Origin of the sequence: Nocardiopsis sp. LOL_012, assembly GCF_048060475.1 — a bacterium.
Lineage (GTDB): Bacteria > Actinomycetota > Actinomycetes > Streptosporangiales > Streptosporangiaceae > Nocardiopsis.
The window spans coordinates 30,944-50,791 of the sequence record NZ_JBHMIV010000024.1 but is presented as its reverse complement, the minus strand read 5'-3'; the positions used below and the strand labels follow the sequence as shown (position 1 = coordinate 50,791).

Below are 19,848 nucleotides of genomic sequence, written 5' to 3'. Positions count from 1 at the left end.
ACGGGGAACGCGAGGGATGGGCGCTCCGAGGCGGCGTGGTCGGCGGGGGTTCAACGAGGTGGGGGATCTGACCGCGGTGGACAGCCGATCCCGGATGGTCGAAGTCGCAGAACAGGCCTACAAGGGCGAGCGCCAGGGCCTCATCCGCAACTAGGCGGGCCAACTCTGGGCCTTCTGGGGCAAGATCCAGACCGGTGACCTGGTGGTCCTTCTACTCAAGAACAAGAAGCAGTCCACGACCGCGATCGGCCGGGTCACGGGTGACTACGAATTCGCTCCCCGGGCGCCCGAGGACCGTCGGCACATGCGCAGGGTCGAATGGTTGCGCACCGATATACCCCGCAAGGCCGCGGCACAGGACCTGCGCAACACCTTGGGTGCCCTCATGACCTTCTGTGATCTCTGGCGCAACGATGCCGCATGGCGCCTCGCCGAGCTCGTGCGTACGGGGAGCGACCCGGGGGCTCGGAACGTGGAGGGGTGAGACGGCGGCCTTCCGACAGAGGACCGCTTCCAGGCCGCCGCGACAGCTCCCGCACCGGGCGGTGGAGGCGGTCCCGTCCGAGTTCTGTTCGGTCGTCGGTGCCCGCCTTCGCCCCCGAGCCCCTACACGCGGAGAGGCCATGTCCGAGGACACCCCCGACACCGCCTCGCGCACCATCCGGATCACGGCCGTGGCCGTGGCCGCGACCGGGGTGTGCGCCCAGATGCTCCAGCGGGTCGACCCGACCTTCTTCCTGCTGTACTTCACCGTCCAGTCGGCCCTGCTGTGCGGTCTCGGCCAGGCGGTGCTGGTACTGCGCGGACGGTCGGCGGGCTGGGAGGCCCCGCGCGACGCGGCCTGTACCGCCCCGCTGGTGTCCGCAGTGGTCTACCTGGCGGTCGTCCTGCCCCATCGTCCCCTGTCCCCTTCGGATGGAGCACTGGTCTGGGTGGCGACGGTGTGTCTGCACGGCCTGCTTCCGGTCCTGGCCGTGGCGGACTTCCTCCGTTCGGGCAGGCAGCGGACACCGCGTACCCGGGGAGCCGACGTCTCGTCCTGTTCGTCGCTCTGGGGACTTTTGTCCCCCGACGTGGCCGGAAGCGGCCAGGGGGCCCGATTCTCCGGCGGACCCCGGGGTCCGATTGGTAGAACCTTCCGTGGCGCGATGTCGGCGGGCCGTGACGGTACGGCCGCCGAGTGATGGGAACGGGAGCGCGGACGAGTGCATCTTTCGGGTGGCCTGGTGGCCGGTATCGATTTCCTGGACGACGTCACGGAGGAGGAGGCCGAACAGTACACTCGGGACTTGGTCCTCCTCCTGGAGGACCTGGACGTCGATGAGGTGCGCCCCGTCGAGGGGGAGTCCGTGGCCGGTACGCGTTCGGCCGATCCGGCCACCGTCGCCGGCGCCGTCCTGGTGACCGGTGTCCTGCTCAAACCCGTGCTCGCCCACGCCGTCACCCTCATCGGCGCCTGGATCGAGCAGAGCGGCCAGAGGTCGGTGACGGTCGAGGTCGAGGGGGCCAGGGTCACCGTGCAGGGGACCGTGGCGCCCGGTGACGTGGAGACCTACGTCCGGGCCCTGCGCCCCGACGCCGGACGTTCCGTCACCGGAGGCCCCGAGGAATCCGACACCTGATGCGTACGGCCATCCTCATCGGTGTCAACCGCTACGAAGAGTTCGACGACCTGTACTCGCCCCGGGCCGACGTCAGGGAACTCGACCGGGCCCTGAGGGACAACGGCCACTACGACCGCGTCGAGGCGCTCGTCGACCCCACGCGCACCGAGGCCATGGAGACGCTGGAGGCGGCCCTGGCCGAGGGCAGTCCCGGCGACCTCGTGCTGGTCTCCTTCTCCGGACACGGGCTCAAGGACAAGCGGGGCAGACTGCACCTGGCCTTCCGCGACACCCGGCACCGACGCCTGGAGAGCACGGCGATCTCGGCCGAAGTCCTCAAACGCATGCTGGAGGACTCCAGGACGCGCAGCAAGGTGCTCCTGCTGGACTGCTGCCACGGGGGCGCCTTCGCCGACGGATTCGCGACCCGTTCCGCCGAGGACGACCCCCTCGACCTCGAACGCCAGCTCAGCGACGGAGCGGGCACCTACGTCATCGCCGCTTCCGGCGCTTTGGAGAAGGCCAGGGAGGGGGACAACACCCACGGGGTGCGCCCCTCACCCTTCAGCGCTTCGGTCGTACGGGGGCTCTCCGGTGCCGCGCCCGACGCCAACGGCGACGGCTGGATCGACGCGGTCGACCTCTACCAGTACGTTCACCGCGAGGTGGACCACGTGGACGGTCAGCGCGTCACCGTGTCCACCCTCGGAGTGCGGGGGTCGCTGGCACTCGCCCGGCACACCGGGGCGGCCACGGCGACCGCCCTGCCCGGGGAAGCGGGGCCCGACCGCTGGTCCGGTCCGGGCGGGCACGCCGAGACGGTGGGAGGGCGCGACGCCGAGGGGCGGCGGACAGGACCCGCAACGCCTCCCGCGGGGGTGAGCGGAGGTGAGGCCTCGGGATGGCGCTGGGACGCCTTTCTCGACTACCAGCGCGACTGCCTGGTCAGGCAGAGCGTTCTCCAGCAACTGCCCGACGCCAACGGCCGTGATGTGACGGTCTGCGAGACGGGCTCCGAGCCCCTGCTCAGCGGCGCTGAGGAGCAGTGGCCGCTCGTCGGCCGGGCCGAGGGGCTCGCCCGGGAGGCCGCCAAGGAGGGTGCCCCCCTGCGCTACGGCTATCCGGCGGTGCTCTTCGACCCGTCCCCCTCCCCTGGGAGGGGGCGCAGGAAGGCCAAACTCGCCCCGTTGATCGTGATGGACGTGGAGATGGCGGAGGGGCCCGGCGGGCGTTTCCTCGTCCCGGTCGGTGAACCCGAACTCAACCGGGAGCTGCTGGTCTCCGCCGCCGACCTCGACGAGAGCGACGTCGAGGAACTGGCCGCCTGGTTCGAGGCCGACTGGCGGGGGAGCGGCGTCGCCGGTCTGGCCGACAAAGCACGCGTCGTGTGCTCCCGCCTCGGTCTGCCGAGGGTGGACGACCTCGTGGCCGGTGAACTGCGCGACTCCGTCGACGTGCGGCACGGCGCGCGCCGGGGCGCCCAGAACGCCGCCGTCCTCTACCGTGCCGATCCCGCCGGAACGGCGGTCAAACAGCTTGTCGGGGACCTCGATCACGGCGGGGGCGGTAAGGGGATCCGGCTTGACGCCATCCCCCGCACCGCCCTCGCCTCGCTCTCCGATCCCCGCCACGCCCTCAGCGCGTCCGGGGCCGTCCCGCCCGTGGTGACCGGTCGGAGCAACAGCGCCCAGGAGGAGATCCTGGCTTCGGCGATGAGCAGGGCGCTCACCGTCGCCACCGGTGCTCCCGGCACGGGCAAGAGCGAACTCATCACCTCGGTGGTCACCACCGCCGTCGCCGCAGGGCAGTCCGTCCTGGTCGCCTCGACCAACAACACCGCCGTGGACGAGGTGGCCACCCGCGTCAACCGGCTCGGCTCCCCAGTGGATCTGATGGTGCGTACCGGCAACCAGGAGAGGCGGGCAAGGGAACCGGAGATCCTCAACGCTCTGCTCGCGGCGGAGTGGGAGCCCGTCGACACCGCCACCGCGTACGCACACCTGGCCGCCTGCCAGCGAGGGCTGGAAGCGGCCCACGACGCCCTGTCCGAAGTCGAGGAGAACGAGAGGCGCCTGGCGCTGCTGGCCGGGACCCGTGACCGGCGGATCGCGTGCCTGCCCCGCGGTGTCACCCCCGCTGCCTTCGAGGGCGCACGGCAGGTGCGGGACTGGATCCACAGGGTGGAAGCGGCGCTGGAGTCGCGCTGGCTCGGCTGGTGGCACCGCTGGCGGACGCGCCGGGGACTCGGGATCACCGGCACCGACCAGGATCTCGCCGAGGTTCTGGCCTTTCTGGACGTCGAGCGCGAGTGGAGGGACCTTCTCGAACGCGGCGGCGGGCTACCGTCCCCGGAGGAGAGCTCTGAGCGTGTACGCGCACTGCGTGAACAGCGGCGCGAGGTGAGCCGAGAGTTCCTGCTGGGCCGGGTCGCCGAGTCCCTGGCCCTCGGCAGGACCGCGATCGAGGACAGGCTCCGCAATCTGGCCTCGGGGGAGAGCGGTTGGAAGGGCACCAAGGCCCTGGTGCGTGTGGTCCGGGCCTGGGCCACCACGTCCAGGTCGGTCCGCGGGGTGTTTCCCCCCGAGCCCGCCCTGTTCGACCTGGTGGTGGTCGACGAGGCCAGCCAGTGCACCGTGGCGGACCTGCTCCCGCTGCTCTACCGGGCGCGACGGGCACTGGTGATCGGCGACCCGCACCAACTCCAGCCGGTCAGCACTCTGACACCGCAGGACGATCGCAGGATCCATGCCGCCCACGGACTGGACCCCGCCGAGACCGAGGAGCGCTCCCTGGCCTACACCGGCTCCTCCGCCTATCACGCTGCCGCCTCCGCGCTGGTCGCCGGTGGTGGTGAGGTGCTCTGGCTGGACGAGCACTACCGGTGCCACCCCGACATCGTCGCCTCGGTGAACCGGCGTTTCTATGGTGAACGGTTGGCCGTGCGCACCGATACGGCGGCTCTGGCCGCCCCGCACGAACCGGCCGTCCAGTGGGTCGACGTGCGTGGCGACTGCGAACGCCCCGGAGGCCGCTCCTGCCGCAACCAGCGGGAGGCGGAGGCGGTGGTCGACCTTCTGCGCGAACTCTGGCGGGCACTGCCCGAGCGGGCGAGCATCGGAGTGGTGTCGCCTTTCGCCGCCCAGGTACGGCAGATCGAGCGCGCCCTCGGCCCACGCGCCCTCGAACGCATCAGGGTGGGCACGGCGCACCGCTTCCAGGGCGGTGAGCGGGACGTGGTCGTCGTCTCCCCGGCCGCGGCCACGGGGGTGCACAGCAGTAGCGGCCGATGGGCACTGCGGCAGCAGAACCTGTGGAACGTCGCGGTGACCCGGGCCCGGTCACGGCTCTACGTCGTCGGCGACCGGAAGTACTGGTCCGAGCAAGGGGGGCTGCTCGCCGATCTCGCGGCCGAGCCAGTGCCCGGAACCGGACCGGGCTTCGGCGAGGCCGAGAGCCGACTGTTCGACGCTCTCACCGGTCGAGGGGCTCAGGTGAAGGCCCGCCACCGCGTTCAGGGCTATGTCTGTGATCTGCTGGTCGCCGTTACCGCGCAGGAGACGGCGGTGATCGTCGACGGTGCCGGTCTCGGCGGCACCGCTTCTTCCGCCCCAGGCCGAACCCTGCAGCGGACCCTCGACAGGGCCGCCCTGTTCGCTGCGGTCTCGGGCCTGCGCACGGTACGGGTTCCCGCGTGGCGGTGCCTGTCCGAACCTGATGCGGTGGCCTCCCGGCTCCTCGGTTGACCGTGCTCCGACGGCCGGCGGGCGGGATTGGCCGTGCTCTCGAAGCAACGGCGCGGCCGACCCGGCGCACGGCGCGACGGGACGAAAAGCTCACCACCACATCCCGATGAGGTCACGTATCCCGAGAGGCGGCGATACGTCAGAGAGGATGGCCGTATGCCCTTCACCCACGACGGTTCCGCCGACCCCTCCCCTCTGGTGGCGGAGGCCGCCAAGCGCTGGCGCGCCGACCTCTTCGACGCGGGCGGTCGCAACACGCTGCTGTACTTTCGCGACCTCAAGGTCGGCACCCTGGACCTGGGTGAGGCGGACGCCCGGGCCCTGGACACCCTGTTCATGGGAAGGACCGTCACGCTCGGGCGCCTCTTCCCCGACGGTCTTGACGCCGCGCGCAAGAGGGCACTCGCCATCCGCAAACGGACCGTCGAGTTCGAGGAGGAGCGCGGCGTCTGGACGTGCTACCTGGCCGAGGGGATGGCCGTCTGGGAGGAGGAGCGCAGGAGGCCGCAGGCCCCGGTCCTGCTCCGGGCGGCGACCGTCGAACCCGCCCAGGAGCGCGGCGAGTTCACCCTCACCCTGAGAGAGGAGACCGAGGTCAACCCGGCGCTCCTGCACGTACTGCGGACCTCCTTCGCCGCCTCGGTCGAGACCGGGGACTTCACCGACCTGCTCGAAACGGACGGACGGATCTCCCTGGCGTCCGTTTCCGAGCGGCTCGCGAAACGGGCCCCTGGCGTCCCCGGCCTGCGGTTCGAGCCCCGTGTGGTGGTGGGGACCTTCAGCTACGCGAAGCTCCCCATGGTCACCGACCTGGACAACGCCGGGGAACTGCTCGCCTCCCACGACGTCGTGGCGGCGCTGTCGGGGGCCCCGACAGCGCAGCGGGCCGTGGCCGCGGAGCACCCGGAGACGCCCGTGGACGCTCACGCGCCCAAGGACGAGTTCCTGGTCCTGGACGCCGACTCCTCCCAGAGCGCCGTGGTCAACGCCGTCGTCCGGAGTCAGCACCTGGTCGTCCAGGGGCCGCCGGGAACCGGCAAGAGCCAGACCATCGCCAACCTCATCGCCTCGCTCATGGCACGGGGCCGCCGGGTGTTGTTCGTGGCCGAGAAGCGTGCCGCCATCGACGCGGTGCTGTCGCGGATGCACCACGTCGGCCTCGCCGACCTGGTCATGGACATCCACGGTGGGACCTCGGACCGGCGCCGCATCGCCCAGGACCTGGGAGCCACTCTGGAACGTGCCGCGCGGACCCGGCAACCGGACGTGGCCGGGGTGCACCATGCGCTCGAACAGCGCCGCGAAGCGCTCTCCCGCCACACCCGGACCATGCATGAACCGCGGGTACCCTGGCGTGTCAGCGTGTTTCAGGCCCAGGCCGCCCTGTTGGGACTGGCCGGACACGCCTCGGAACTGCGTTTTCCCCTCCCCGTTCTGGAAGGGCTCACCGCGCGGACCGCCGAAGCCGCGCGCGAGGCCCTGCGCGAGTACGTGGACCGCGGCGGGGTTCGTGCCGACGCGGTGTCGGAATGGGCCCGGGCGGACCTGCCCAGGGGATCCGACGCGCAGCGGGCCCTGGACACGGTCCGCGATCTGCGTACACGGCTGCTTCCCCGCCTCCGCGAGACCGCTCGGGCCGCGGCTGACGCGTGCGGACTGCGCGGCCCCGGGACACCGCAGGAGTGCGAGACGACCCGCGCGCTCCTGCGCAGGGTCCAGGACACCGCCGACGACTTGGGACCGCAGGTGTTCGAGGAGGATCTGGACCGCTTCCTCCACGCCTTCAGCAGGGACCTGCGCAGAAGCGAGCCCCTCGACCCCCCGCTGAACTGGTCGGAGCGTCGCCGACTGCGCCGCCGCGCACGCGGATGGACCACGGTCCGCAAGTCCGCCGGAGCGTGGGTGGAGGCCCTTCACCGCGCCCGCGAGGCCCGGCGGGAGTGGCACGCGGAGCGCACCGACGGGGGAGAACCGCGTCCGATCGGTACGCTGCCGGACCTGGAGGAGGCCCTCGGCCAGTGCACGCGCGCACTCGCCGCCCTGGCGCGGGTCCTGCCCGACGACGTCTCCACACACGAGGCCCCCTTCACCGACCTGGAGGCGCTCCTGACGAGGCTCTCCCGCGACGCGCCGGGCGCGCACGGCCGCCCCCGGATGATGGAACTGCACTCCATGCTGGTCCGCCACGGACTGGAACCCCTGATACGTGAACTGCGCTCCCCCGAGATCGGCGGTGCCGACGGCCCGGCGGCCGTGCGGCGCTTCGACCACGTCTGGTACTCCTCCATCCTGGAGCGGGTCGGCGCCGCCGATCCCGGATACGGGGCGTTCGACGGCACCAGTCTCAACACCACGGTGGCGGAGTTCGCCGAGACCGACAGCGAACATCTGCGCCGCAACGCCCAGCGGGTCCTGCGCCGGACCGCCGAGACCCTATTCGAGGTCCTGGACGCGTACCCGCAACAGCGGACCCTGATCAAGAAGCAGGCGAGTCTGCGCCGTCGCCACATGCCGGTCCGCGATCTCCTGGGCAAGGCCGAGCAGACCCTGTTCGCGCTCAAACCCTGCTGGGCCATGTCACCGCTGGTGGTGAGCCAACTCCTGCCCGCACGGCGCCTCTTCGACGTGGTGGTCTTCGACGAGGCCAGCCAGATCCCCGTGGCCGACGCGGTTCCGGCCATCGCCCGGGCCGACACGGTCGTCGTCGCGGGCGACTCCCGCCAACTGCCGCCCACGGCCTTCTTCGCCGGAGCCAGGGAGGAGGCCGAGGAGGACGACGACCTGTCCTTCACCTCCGGCTTCGACTCGGTCCTTGAGGCGCTCCACCCCCTGTTGCCCAGCCGGGCACTGAGCTGGCACTACCGCAGCCGCAACGAGCGGCTCATCGCCTTCTCCAACGCCAACGTCTACGACCGCTCACTGACCACCTTCCCCGGCGCGGAGGAGGAGGGCGCGGTGCGCCACATCCTGGTCGGGGACGTTGGTGACCCGGGCCAGGAGAAGTCGGTCACTGCCGAGGTGCGTAAAGTCGTGGAGGAGGTGATCGCACACGCCGAATCCCGTCCCGGAGAGTCCCTGGGAGTGATCACCATGGGCATCGAGCACGCGGAGAGGATCGAGGCTGCGCTCGACCGGGCCCTGGCCCAGCGCCGCGACCTGGCGGGGTTCTTCGCCGAGGACCGCCGCGAGCGCTTCTTCGTCAAGAACCTGGAGCGTGTGCAGGGAGACGAGCGCGACGCCGTCATCCTCTCCCTCGGATACGGCAAGGGCACTGACGGGAGGATGCGCCACCACTTCGGGCCCCTCAACCTCAAGGGGGGAGAGCGCCGTCTCAACGTCGCCGTGACCCGGGCCAAGCGCCGGATGACCCTGGTGAGCTCCTTCGGCAGCCGGGACCTGGACCCCGGCCGCCTCAACGCCGAGGGCGCCAAGCTCCTGCGCCGCTACCTGGAGTTCGCCGAGTCCGGGGGAAGCGACTTGGGTGCGGCCCTGGAGGAGAAGCCCGAACTCAACCCCTTCGAAGTGGACGTACGCGACCGTCTGACCGCCGAGGGCATTCCGCTGACCTGCCAGTACGGTGTGGTCGGGTACCGGATCGACTTCGTGGCGGCCCATCCGGACCAGCCGGGCCGGATGGTGCTGGCCATCGAGGCGGACGGCGCCTCCTACCACTCCTCGGCCTCGGCGCGCGACCGCGACCGGCTGCGCCAGCAGCAGTTGGAGAACCTGGGGTGGACCTTCCACCGGATCTGGTCCACCGACTGGTTCCGTGACCCGGTCGGCGAGGTGGCCAAGGCACGCCTGGCCTACGACCGGGCGGTCGGTGCCGCCGACGAGCACGGCGGGGGAGACGGGACGGGACCGGCGGGTGCGGGCCGGCAGGACGGGGACCGGGGAACCCGGCCGGTCGGGGGGAGCACCGGTGGATCGGCGCACGCCCCCTCGGCCGCGTCCCCGTCTCAGCGGCAGGGCCCTGCCCCCTCCCTGCCGCCGGGGCTGCCGATCACCGAGTACCGGCCCCGGGACCTGGTCGCCCTGGCGGCCTGGATCGAGAGTGACGGACTACTGCGTACGGAGGACGAGGTCCTGCGGGAGGCCATGTGTTTCCTGCGGTTCCGGCGCAAGGGCAAGCGCATCGAGGACGCGCTCACCCGGGCGATACGTTCTGCCCGTGCCCGCCGCGGCCGCTGAGGGGCGTGCCCGCTCCGGTGCGTGTGGAATGCCTGTGAGGACACGGATCTCCGCGATACGCGGAGCCGGGCCCACCCGGGTCCCACCCCTTCCCGTGCGGGCCTCCGCGCAGTCCCGGCCGCGTGCGGGGCGGACAGCGAACCCTTGGACGGGGCTCAGGAGGGCGCGGCGCAGGACTCGCGTTCCACCAGGTTCGCACCGACGCGGTAGACCCTGCCCGAGGTCTCGTCCGGTTGCGTGCCCTCGCGCATCTGGTGCAGCAGCAGGTCGAAGCACAGGCGGCCGAGTTCGGCCGCGCCGTTGTCCACCACGGTCACCGGCGGCTGCCAACTGCGCAGCCAGAGGATGTCCTCGTGGCAGACCAGGGACAGGTCGTGCGGTATCCGCAGACCCCGGCCGATCAGGGTCGGCAGGACCCCGAAGACGGCCTCGTGGTTGGCGGCGAACAGCGCGGTCGCGTCCGGTCGGCGGTCGAGGAGGGCGGTTGCGGCGCTCGTGCCGAACTCCGGGGTGAAGGGGCCCCGCTCGACCAGTTCGGGGTCGACCTCCAGTCCCTGCTCCCGCAGCGCCTGTTCGTAGCCGGCGAAGCGCTCCCGGCCCGAGTTGGCCGAGCCGGGGCCTCCGACGTAGGCGATGTGCCGGTGGCCCAGCTCCAGCAGGTGGCGGGTCGCCGCGTGCGCTCCTTCGCGGTCCGAGGCCAGGACCGAGGGGGCCCGTCCGTTCTTCGGTGCCCGGATCACGTTGACGACGCCCGTCCCCGAGACCATCAGCTCGTCGCACAGGTCGGCGTTGTCCCCCGTGCCGATGACGACGACGCCGTCGACGCTGTGCTCGGAGAGCATGCGCAGGACCGTGCGCTCCTTCCCGGGGTCGGCGTCGGTGATGCAGAGGATCACCTGGTAGCCGGCCGCGGCGGCGCGTTTCTGCACGACCTCGGCGATGGTGTGGAACGAGGCGTTGATCAGGTTGTTCATCACCAGGCCGACGAGGCGCGACTGGCGGGAACGGAGCGCGCTGGCGGCCCGGTTGGGCCGGTAGCCGAGCCTGAGCGCGGCGCTCTCCACCACGGCCCTGGTGGCTTCGGAGATCAGCTCCGACCCGCTCAGGGCCCGGGACGCGGTACTCCGCGACACCCCTGCCGCCGTGGCCACGTCTTTGAGAGTGACCGCCATATCTTCCCCTCGCTGAGGTGCAACTTTATGAGATCGATTGCAGGAATCCTAGCTCAAAGTATCCAAGTGTGAACCCCTGCGAGGGTCCGTCTCCTTGTTTCCTCAGGTTAAATCAATGTTTCTCCCTTGACTTTCCGGTGGCGCGGTGCTGAACATAGTGCAATCGATCCCAAGGACCTGACCTGGGATCTTGGGGACGGAGAATCGGAAGAGGCACGCGCATGGACCGCACCGACGTGGACTGGCGGGGGTACTGGACCGCCGCACCCACACCCTTCGACGCCGACGGCGCCTTCGACGAAGGCGCATGGAGGGACCTCCTCGGTCTCTACGTGGACCAAGGGGTCCACGGGATCCTGGTCAACGGCAGCACGGGGGAGTGGTTCAGTCAGAGCGCCGCCGAACGGAAGCGCGTGGCCTCAAGCGCGGTCCGTGAGGTGGCCGGACGCGTCCCCGTCATCGTGGGGGTGAGCGCCTACACCCCGGGAGAGGCGTCGGAACTGGCCCGCCACGCCGCCGAGGCCGGGGCGGACGGCGTCCTCGCCACCCCTCCGCCCTACGTCCACCCCACCCCAGAGGAGATTCTCGCCTTCTACACAGAGGTCGCGGCCGCCACAGACCTACCGTTCATGGTCTACAACTGGCCCCGGGGCGTGGCGGTCGACCTGGCCGCGGACCAGGACCTCATCCGTCGGCTCTGCGACATCGCGGCGGTCGTCGCGGTCAAGGACAGCACCGGGGACCGGATGCGCATGAGCGCCACGGTGGAGTCCGTCGCCGACCGCGCACGCGTCTTCGGCTCGTTCCTGCACCGGTGGGGGCTGGCGGTCCTCGCGGGTCTGGGCGGCGACGGCAACATCGATGGAGGCGGGTTGGGCGCCCCCTACGCCGTGCCCGCCTACGAGGCGTTCTTCGCCGGGGACACGGAACGGGCGGCCGCCTGGATCGATCGCTACACGGCCCTCTCCTCCGCACTCGTCAACCCGGACTACAGCGGTCGGATCGCCTCCCCCATCTCCCAGCTCAAGGCGGTCATGGGCCTGCTCGGCCACCCCGGCGGCACGGTCCGCCCCCCGCTCCTTCCGGTAACGGACCCCGACGACCTGGAACGGCTGCGCTCGGCGCTCACCGCCGCCGGACTCACCCCGACCCGGGGGGAGGACAGATGAGGAAGCGGACCGTCCCGCGTGTATCCGTGACCATCGATGGCCGGTCGGCTCGCATCCGACCGGGCACCAGCGTCGCTGCTGCCCTCCTGGAACAGGGGCGCTGGGACTTCCGGACCGACCCGGTGTCCGGCACGGCCCGCGGACCCTACTGCGGCATGGGGGTGTGCCTGGAGTGCGAGGTCACCGTCGACGGCAGACCGGCCGTCCGAGCCTGCATCGAGCGGGTGCGCGAGGGCATGAGCATCGACACCTCCGCAGGGGAGGTGGGACCGTGACGCCGCCGACCACGATCCGCACGGCCGATGTCGCCATCGTCGGGGCCGGGCCGGCGGGACTCGCGGCCGCGCTCGAACTCGGACGGGCGGGCTTGAAGGTCCTGCTCCTGGACGAGCAGAGCGCGCCCGGCGGACAGTACTACCGCAGCCCCGGGCCCGAGGTCGTCCGGGATATCGGCGACCACCGCCCTGCCGGGGCTCGGCTGATCGCCCGCGTACGTGCCTGCGGCGTGCGCGTACTCTCCGGGCACACCGTCTGGGGGGTGGAGGACGACCGCCGCGGCCTGCTGGCGGCCGGGCCCGACGGCGATCCCGTGATCGTCCGCGCCGATCGGATCGTCGTGGCCACGGGGGCCTACGAACGCTCCGTGCCCTTCCCCGGCTGGCAGCTCCCGGGCGTGGTCACACCCGGCCTGGCCCAGCACATGTGCGCCGAGGGCGTGAAGCTGGGGCGCAGCGCGGTCGTCGCCGGATCCGGTCCGTTCCTCCTGCCGGTGGCCTGCGCTCTCCTGGAGCGGGGTGTGCGGGTCCTGGCGGTGGCCGAGGCGGGCCGCCCCTATACCCCGCGGCCCGCCGCCCTGGGCGCGCTGCGCTTTCCCGCGCGCCTGGCCGAACTGGCCTCGTACACCGCGCGCTTGGCACGGCACGGGGTGCGCCTGCACCAGGACACCGTCGTCGCTGAGGCATCCGGTCACGAACGGGTGCGGGAGGTCACCCTGGTGCGGCGCTCCGACCCCCGCCGGGTGGTGGGTCGGCACGGGGCCGACGTGCTCTGCGTCGGCTACGGCTTCCGTCCCCAGTCCGACCTGGCCCAGCTCCTCGGCTGTGACATGGGGCGGAGCCCGGACACGGGCGACCCCCTTCCCCTCCTCAGCGCCGCTGGACGCAGTTCGGTCCCCTGGGTGCACGTCGTCGGTGAGGCGGCCGGGGTCGCCGGGGCACCCACGGCCCTGATCCGTGGCCGGGCGGCGGCCCTCGACATCCTGGCCGCGCGGGGGCGGCCCATCGGCCGCCGCTCCCGCAGGGCGGTCACCGCCCGGTTGGCCTCCCTGGCCCGCTTCAACGAGCTGACCTCCCGCCTGTACCCGGATCCGGCGCTTTTGACCGCGGAACTGGCCGCCGGGCTGCCCGGCGACACCCTCGTCTGCCGCTGCGAATGCGTCACGGCCGACACCCTGCGCTCCGCGGCCTCCCTGCCCGGGGGGTCGGACGTCCCGGCGCTGAAGGGCTCGACCCGGGCCGGGATGGGCCCCTGCCAGTCACGCGAGTGCGGGCCCGCACTCGACGCTCTGCGCGACCGGGGTACAGGGGCCGGAGCCGTCCCCGCACGGGTCCCCCTGCGCCCGCTGCCGCTCTCGACCGTCCTGCACCTGAGAGCTTTCGGGGAGGAAACGTGACCGGCTTCGACGCGGTGATCATCGGGGCAGGGGTCCTGGGCGCCGCCACCGCCCTCGACCTGGCCGAATCGGGCCTGTCAGTGCTCGTCCTGGAACGCGGAGCCCCCAACAGGGAGGGATCGGGGACCACCGCGGGCAACCTGCACATCCAGGCGGTCCACACGCGCCGCCCAGGCCAGTCCGTCCCCCTGGACAGCCGAGCCCTGCTCCCCGCCCAGAAGGCATCGGGCGACCTGTGGGCCGAGGCGGAGGAACGTCTCGACGCGGACCTGGAGGTCCGCCGCAACGGCGGGTTCATGGTCGCCGAAACACCCGGGCAGTGTGCGGAGCTGCGCACCAAACACCTCTGGGAGGAGCAGAGCGGACTGCGCACCGAGGTCTTGGACGGGGACGCCGCGCGGGAGGCGCTTCCCCTGCTCGGCCCCACGGTCGAGGCCGCCACCTGGTGCCCCGACGACGGTTACGCCAATCCGCTCAAGGTGGCCCCCGCCTACCTGGCGGCGGCCCGCCGCAACGCGGCGCAGGTCCGGGCGTTCACGCCCGTCACCGGACTGGAACGACGGGGGGCGCGATGGAGGGTGGAGACTCCCGCGGGCCGCTACGACACCCCCGTGGTGATCAACGTCGCGGGTCCCTGGCTCGGTGATGTCTGCGCGATGGCCGGTATCCGGCTTCGGATGTCCCCCGTGGCGATCCAGATGCACGCGACGGTGCGGGAGCGGCCCCTGCTCCACCACCTCGTCCAGCACATCGGTGAGGGCATGTCCGTCAAGCAGGTCACTTCGGGCAACCTCCTCATCGGGGGAGGGTGGCCCGCCAGGCGGATGGAGCAGGAGGGGCGCAGCCACGCCAGCAGCCGGAGCCTCACAGGCAACGTCGCCCAGGCGGCCCGCATCCTGCCCGTCCTCTCCGGACTCCGCCTGCTGCGCATGTGGGCGGGCCCTCTAGCTGCGACCCCCGACGAGATGCCGTTGATCGGCGCGGTCCCCGGAGCACCGGGGTTCTACGTCGCCGGGGGGACCTACGCGTTCACCTTCGCACCACTGTGGGGGGAGACACTGGGCCGGCTGATCCGCGAAGAGCAGCCCCGTGTCGACGTCTCCCCGTTCTCTCCCGACCGGCTGACGGAAACCGGACGGGCGTCTCTCACACCGACTCGGAAGGGAGTCACACCGTGCTGAACCACAACCGTCCCCGCACGGGAGCCGGAGGGCCCGGGGCGGAGCGATCCCTGTGGCTGACCGGCGGCCACGTGGTCGACGTCGTCACCGGCGCCGTCGCCCGCGACCACAGCGTCGAACTCAGGGACGGGGCCGTCGCCCGCGTCACACCGGAGCCGGCTCCCCCGGGGGCCGAGGTCCTCGACCTGGGGGGCAGGTACCTGATGCCCGGCCTGATCTCGGTCCACACGCACCTGTCGGTGCTCTACCCCTTCGACGCCGCCGACTACAACGAGAACCCCGCCACGACGGTCCTGCGCGCCGCGGCCCGGGCCCGCGACGCCGTCAACGCCGGTGTCACCACCGTGCGCACCCTGGGTGAGCAGAACCGGGCCGACCTGCTGCTGAGGGAGGCCGCCGCCAAGGGCTGGGCTCCGGCCCCGCGCATCGTGGGGGGCGGTCAGGCGATCTCGACCACCGGGGGCCACGGCAAGGGCGGACTGAGCGTGTTCGCCGACGGACACGACGAGTTCCTCAAAGCCGCCCGGACCGAACTGGACGCCGGCGCCGACCACATCAAGATCTTCATCACCGGCGGTATCGCCCACCTCGGGGAGACCTTCAACGGTTCCCAGACCTCCCGGGAGGAGATGCGCGCCGCCGTGCGGGCCGCCGGGGAACACGACACCTACGTCGTGGCCCATGCCGGAGGTTCGCAGGCCATTCTCGAAGCCCTCGAATGCGGTGTCCGGGGGTTCGAGCACGGATACGACCTCGACGACGCCGTGGTGGCCGAGATGGCACGCCGCCGCGCCTTCCTCACCCCCACGCTCACCGTCACCCGCTGTCCCGACTGGATGCGCGAGCACGACTTCACCGAGTGGCAGATCGAACTGGCGATGCGGGTGGGCCCCGGGCACCTGGAGAGCATCCGCCGGGCCGCCGCGGCCCGGCGGACCGACCCCGCCGACCCGGAGGCACCGGGCATCACCATCGTCACCGGTACCGACTACCCGCCCGGCGAACCCATGGACGGCACGATCACCCAGGTCCGTGAGATGGAATTTCTGACCCAGGCGGGGCTGTCCCCCCTAGAGGCCCTCCAAGCGGCGACCGTCAACGCGGCGTCTCTGCTCAACCTCGACGACCGTATCGGACGGGTCGAGGCGGGTTACGCCGCCGACCTCATCGCGGTCGGCGGTGACCCGACCTCCGATCTGTCGGTACTCCACGACATCCCCCTGGTGATCCAGTCGGGAAACGTCATCCGCGACGGCATCACCGAAGGAGCCGGGAAGTGACGCAAGGCAACGAGCGCCGCGTGCGACTGGCGGTGGACATCGGGGGCACCTTCGTGGACGCCCTCGCCTACGACGACTCCACCGGCGAGATCAGTATCAACAAGGCGCCCACCACCCCGGCCGCGCCCGCCGAAGGCGTCCTGAGGGCGGTCGCCGGACTGGCCGATGGGCTCGGACACGTGTCCGCCCTGGTGCACGGCACCACACTCGGCCTGAACGCCATTCTCCAACGCCGCGGCGCCGACGTCGGCATCATCACCAACGAGGGGTTCCGCGACCTCTTCGAGATCGCGCGGGCCGCCATCCCCGCCGACCGCATGTACGACTTCTCCTACGCTCCGCCGCCCATCCTGGTCCCCCGGCGCCACCGCCTGGGAGTGCCCGGGCGCATCGACGCCGAGGGGAGGGTGGTCACCGAACTGGACGAGGACGCGGTCCGCGAGGCCGGCCGGATCCTCGTGGAGGAACACGGACTGGCCTCCATCGCGGTCTGCTTCCTCCACTCCTACGCCCACCCCGGGCACGAACAGCGCGCGGGAGAGATCCTGCGGGAGGCCTTCCCCGGGGTGTCGGTGTCCCTGTCCACCGACATCACCCGCGAGTACCGGGAGTACGAGCGCACCAGCACCGCCGTCATGGACGCCTACATCCGACCGGTCCTCAACGACTACATCAGCGTCCTGGAAACCGGCCTCCGGGAGAAGGGGCTGTCGGACCCCCTGCACATCATGCGCTCGGGCGGGGGCGCCATGACCGCGGACCTGGCACGGACGGCCCCTCTGACCACGGTCCTGTCCGGCCCCGCCGGCGGTGTCGTCGGAGCCAGCTACCTCGCACGCGAGCTGGGTATCGGGCGCCTGCTGTCCTTCGACGTCGGCGGAACCAGCATCGACTCCTGCGTCATCGTGGACGGAGAGCCCAGCGAGGTCCACGAGGCCGACATCGACGGCTTTCCGCTGCTCATCCCCATCTTCGACCTACGTACCATCGGCGCGGGCGGAGGCTCCATCGCCTGGACCGACGACGGACTCCTCAAAGTGGGTCCGCACAGCGCGGGCGCGGTCCCCGGCCCCGTCGCCTACGGCCAAGGCGGCACGGAGCCCACGGTCACCGACGCCGCGCTGGCCCTCGGCTACCTCGACGCGGACGAGTTCCTCGACGGGAAGATGAACGTGGACGCGGGGGCCGCGGCCACCGCGGTCCGCGACCGGCTGGCCGACACGCTGGAGGTGGACACGGCCGAGGCCGCCGCGAGCGTCTTCCGCGTCCTGATGGCCCGATCCGTGGGCGCCCTGAGAGAGATCACGGTCGAGAGGGGGCTCGACCCGCGCGAGTTCACCCTGCTCGCCTTCGGCGGTGCCGGTCCCATGCTCGGACCGATGCTCGCCCGGGAGATGGGCATCGGGACCACGGTGATCCCGCGCGTCCCCGCGGCCTTCTCCGCGTTCGGCATGCTCATGTCGGACCTGGAGTACGAGTTCTCCACCACGGTACTGCGCCCCCTGGAGGAGAGGGGCTTCGCCGAACTGGAAACGCTCTTCGCCGAACTGGAGGAGAAGGCGAACTCGGTCCTGGCGGACCAGGGCATCCCCGAGTCCCGCGGCCACCTCGTGCGCAGGGTGGATGTGCGCTATCGGGGCCAGGAACACACTCTGGGCATCGACCTGGCCCCGGGCGACACCGCCGCCTCGGTGCTCGCCTCCTTCCACACCCTCCACCGGTCGCGCTACGGCCACGCCATGGACGAGCCCGGCGAGGTGATGACCCTGCGTGTGCGGGCCGTGGGGCGGCTGCCCAAACCCGCCCTGACGGAAGAGGAGCCCGCCACCGGCCCCGCACGCCCCCACGGAGGGCGCAAGGCCTTCGACATCTCCACCGGTGCCATGGCCGAGTTCGCCGTCCACCGCAGAGAGTGCCTGGCCCCCGGGCACAGGATCCAGGGCCCCGCCATCGTCGAGGAGGGGACCGCCACCACCGTGCTCTTCGGCGACCAGGTCCTCACCGTGGATCCCTACGGCCACCTGCTCGTCGCGGCCTCCGGGCACGTCGACGCCACCGGGAAGGAGACCCCGTGAACACCCCGCGACCACCGCTGGACGGCGCCACCGTCGAGGTCATCCGCAACTACGTCAACTCCGTCGCCGAGCAGATGCGCCGCACCCTCGTCAGGTCCGCCTTCAACCCCGTCATCTACGACGTGCTGGACTTCGGCATCTCCATCTACGACTCCAAGCGCCAGCTCATGGCCGAGGCCGCGGGCATCACCCACTTCCTGGGAGCCAACGACCACGCCCTGGTCAAGCTCGTGGACTACGTCGGCGCCGAGGCGATGGCCCCCGGCGACGTCTACCTCATGAACTACCCCTACTGGAGCGGTGCCCACTCCTACGACGCCATGCTCTGCGCACCCGTCTTCCGGGACGGGCACGATGGCCCGGCCGCCTACCTCGCCGTCCGCGCCCACTGGATGGACCTGGGCGCCAAGGAGGCCGGCTACGTCCTCGACTCCACCGACATGCACCAGGAAGGCATCATCTTCCCCGGGACCCGGATCGTCGCCGGCGGGGAGGTGGTCCGGGACGTCGTCGAGCTGATCCGGTTCAACTCCCGGCTTCCCGAGGCCACCCTCGGCGACTTCCACGCCCAGTTGGCAGCCCTGCGCACGGGCGAGGAGCGCCTCCGCCAGGTGTGGGACAAGTTCGGCGGCGACACCGTCGAACAGGCCATCGACCTGGTCATCGAGCACGGAGAACGCGTCGCCCGCCGCGCGGTGGCCAACCTCCCCGACGGGACCTGGCGCGCGGTCGACTACATCGACGACGACTACATCACCGACGACCTCATCCGCATCGAGGTCGAGGTCACCATCGAGGGGGAGGAGATGACCGTCGACTTCAACGGCTCATCCGCGGCCGTGGCCGGGCCGGTCAACCTTCCCATCGGTTCGACCCTCGGGCTGGCCAAGGCCGCGTTCAAGGGCCTGACCACCGCCGACGAGGCCACCAACGCGGGCCACTTCCGCCCGCTGCGGGTCGTCGCCGACCCCGGCAACTTCTTCCACGCCGTCTATCCGTCGGCCACCTTCACGCAGTGGAGCGCGATCGTCGCCTTCGAACTCATCTACAAGGCCCTCGCACGGGTCATCCAGACACTGCCGGCCTCCAGCGGAGGCGACGAACCCGGGTTCATGGCGCTGGGGAACGACCCGCGGACGGGGCGGGACTACGTGGTCAGCAACAACGAGGGCATCGGATGGGGCGCGGCCCGGGACCACGACGGGGGCACCGCCCAACAGCATCCCTCACAGACCACGGTCCGCAACACCCCGATCGAGGTCTTGGAGCACAAGGCCGCCCTCTTCCACGAGAAGCTCGAACTCATCCCTGATTCCGGGGGCCCCGGCCGCCACCGCGGCGGGTTCGGAGTCGAGCGCGTCGTTCGCTACACCGCGCCCGGCGAGGTCCTGTCCATGAAGAAGAAGAGCAAGACGCGGCCCTGGGCGCTGCACGGCGGACACGAACCAGACCCCAGCCACATGGAGCTGTGGCCGGACACCGACCGCAGCAGGAGGGTCGGCATGTACCGGGCACGGATGGAGTCCGGCGAGCGTTTCGCCAACCGCACCGCAGGGGGAGGCGGCTACGGCCACCCCTTCGAGCGCGACCCCGCGGCCGTGGTGGAGGACGTGCTCAACGGACTCGTCACCGCCGAAGCGGCCCGTACGCACTACGGACTGCTGGTCGAACCGGACGGGACGTGGCAGGCCACGCCCGACAGGTCGGCGCACACGCCGTCAGAGCCCTGATCCCACGGCCCTGACCGTACCAGGAGTCCTC

The 19,848-nt window shown here is 71.4% G+C and carries 14 protein-coding genes; 13 read left to right on the top strand and 1 reads right to left on the bottom strand.

Annotated elements, in window-relative coordinates:
- The first annotated feature begins 16 nt into the window (after positions 1-16).
- The 6 genes from ACFHWE_RS16175 to ACFHWE_RS16150 all read left to right on the top strand — a co-directional run bounded on the left by ACFHWE_RS16175 (position 17) and on the right by ACFHWE_RS16150 (position 9,538).
- Entirely contained in the window at positions 17-154 is a 138-nt protein-coding gene (locus ACFHWE_RS16175) for a hypothetical protein (RefSeq protein ID WP_416602475.1), read from the top strand.
- A 48-nt stretch (positions 155-202) separates the two neighbouring features.
- Positions 203-484, top strand: a complete 282-nt coding sequence (locus ACFHWE_RS16170) for a hypothetical protein (protein WP_416602474.1) — start codon at positions 203-205, stop codon at positions 482-484.
- A gap of 139 nt (positions 485-623) precedes the next feature.
- Positions 624-1,184 carry a hypothetical protein gene (locus ACFHWE_RS16165; RefSeq protein ID WP_416602473.1) on the top strand — a complete coding sequence of 187 codons (561 nt, stop codon included), beginning with the start codon at positions 624-626 and terminating at the stop codon, positions 1,182-1,184.
- 42 nt (positions 1,185-1,226) lie between these two features.
- The gene (locus ACFHWE_RS16160; RefSeq protein WP_416602472.1) at positions 1,227-1,622 is read left to right on the top strand and encodes a hypothetical protein; all 396 of its coding nucleotides are present in this window, start codon (positions 1,227-1,229) and stop codon (positions 1,620-1,622) included.
- Positions 1,622-5,347, top strand: coding sequence for a caspase, EACC1-associated type (locus ACFHWE_RS16155; RefSeq protein WP_416602471.1), 3,726 nt, complete (start codon positions 1,622-1,624; stop codon positions 5,345-5,347). Before ACFHWE_RS16160 ends, ACFHWE_RS16155 begins: the two co-directional genes overlap by 1 nt.
- 156 nt (positions 5,348-5,503) lie before the next feature.
- Entirely contained in the window at positions 5,504-9,538 is a 4,035-nt protein-coding gene (locus ACFHWE_RS16150) for an AAA domain-containing protein (protein ID WP_416602470.1), read from the top strand.
- 155 nt (positions 9,539-9,693) lie between these two features.
- On the opposite strand, the gene ACFHWE_RS16145 is transcribed toward ACFHWE_RS16150, so the two are convergent.
- On the bottom strand, positions 9,694-10,710 hold the full coding sequence (locus ACFHWE_RS16145) for a LacI family DNA-binding transcriptional regulator (RefSeq protein WP_416602469.1): 1,017 nt from the start codon (positions 10,708-10,710) through the stop codon (positions 9,694-9,696).
- Between the two features lie 221 nt (positions 10,711-10,931).
- Between ACFHWE_RS16145 and ACFHWE_RS16140 the strand changes: the two genes are divergently transcribed.
- Genes ACFHWE_RS16140 through ACFHWE_RS16110 form a run of 7 tightly spaced genes read left to right on the top strand, consistent with a single transcriptional unit; the run spans position 10,932 to position 19,817 of the window.
- A complete protein-coding gene (locus tag ACFHWE_RS16140) occupies positions 10,932-11,879 on the top strand; it encodes a dihydrodipicolinate synthase family protein (protein ID WP_416602468.1) in 948 nt (315 codons plus the stop codon).
- Positions 11,876-12,154 (top strand): (2Fe-2S)-binding protein, encoded by a 279-nt coding sequence (locus tag ACFHWE_RS16135; protein WP_416602467.1) that lies wholly within the window; start codon positions 11,876-11,878, stop codon positions 12,152-12,154. Before ACFHWE_RS16140 ends, ACFHWE_RS16135 begins: the two co-directional genes overlap by 4 nt.
- On the top strand, positions 12,151-13,551 hold the full coding sequence (locus ACFHWE_RS16130) for an FAD-dependent oxidoreductase (protein ID WP_416602466.1): 1,401 nt from the start codon (positions 12,151-12,153) through the stop codon (positions 13,549-13,551). The genes ACFHWE_RS16135 and ACFHWE_RS16130 overlap by 4 nt, the downstream gene beginning before the upstream one ends.
- On the top strand, positions 13,548-14,732 hold the full coding sequence (locus tag ACFHWE_RS16125) for an NAD(P)/FAD-dependent oxidoreductase (protein ID WP_416602465.1): 1,185 nt from the start codon (positions 13,548-13,550) through the stop codon (positions 14,730-14,732). The genes ACFHWE_RS16130 and ACFHWE_RS16125 overlap by 4 nt, the downstream gene beginning before the upstream one ends.
- On the top strand, positions 14,726-16,012 hold the full coding sequence (locus tag ACFHWE_RS16120) for an amidohydrolase family protein (protein ID WP_416602464.1): 1,287 nt from the start codon (positions 14,726-14,728) through the stop codon (positions 16,010-16,012). The genes ACFHWE_RS16125 and ACFHWE_RS16120 overlap by 7 nt, the downstream gene beginning before the upstream one ends.
- On the top strand, positions 16,009-18,087 hold the full coding sequence (locus ACFHWE_RS16115) for a hydantoinase/oxoprolinase family protein (protein WP_416602463.1): 2,079 nt from the start codon (positions 16,009-16,011) through the stop codon (positions 18,085-18,087). Before ACFHWE_RS16120 ends, ACFHWE_RS16115 begins: the two co-directional genes overlap by 4 nt.
- Positions 18,084-19,817 carry a hydantoinase B/oxoprolinase family protein gene (locus ACFHWE_RS16110; RefSeq protein WP_416602462.1) on the top strand — a complete coding sequence of 578 codons (1,734 nt, stop codon included), beginning with the start codon at positions 18,084-18,086 and terminating at the stop codon, positions 19,815-19,817. The genes ACFHWE_RS16115 and ACFHWE_RS16110 overlap by 4 nt, the downstream gene beginning before the upstream one ends.
- The last annotated feature ends 31 nt before the right edge of the window (positions 19,818-19,848 follow it).

Coding starts and splice junctions, on each gene's coding strand:
- ACFHWE_RS16175 (WP_416602475.1), top strand. CDS start 17: ATGGGCGCTCCGAGGCGGCGTGGTCGGCGGGGGTTCAACGAGGTGGGG.
- ACFHWE_RS16165 (WP_416602473.1), top strand. CDS start 624: ATGTCCGAGGACACCCCCGACACCGCCTCGCGCACCATCCGGATCACG.
- ACFHWE_RS16155 (WP_416602471.1), top strand. CDS start 1,622: ATGCGTACGGCCATCCTCATCGGTGTCAACCGCTACGAAGAGTTCGAC.
- ACFHWE_RS16150 (WP_416602470.1), top strand. CDS start 5,504: ATGCCCTTCACCCACGACGGTTCCGCCGACCCCTCCCCTCTGGTGGCG.
- ACFHWE_RS16145 (WP_416602469.1), bottom strand. CDS start 10,710: ATGGCGGTCACTCTCAAAGACGTGGCCACGGCGGCAGGGGTGTCGCGG.
- ACFHWE_RS16140 (WP_416602468.1), top strand. CDS start 10,932: ATGGACCGCACCGACGTGGACTGGCGGGGGTACTGGACCGCCGCACCC.
- ACFHWE_RS16135 (WP_416602467.1), top strand. CDS start 11,876: ATGAGGAAGCGGACCGTCCCGCGTGTATCCGTGACCATCGATGGCCGG.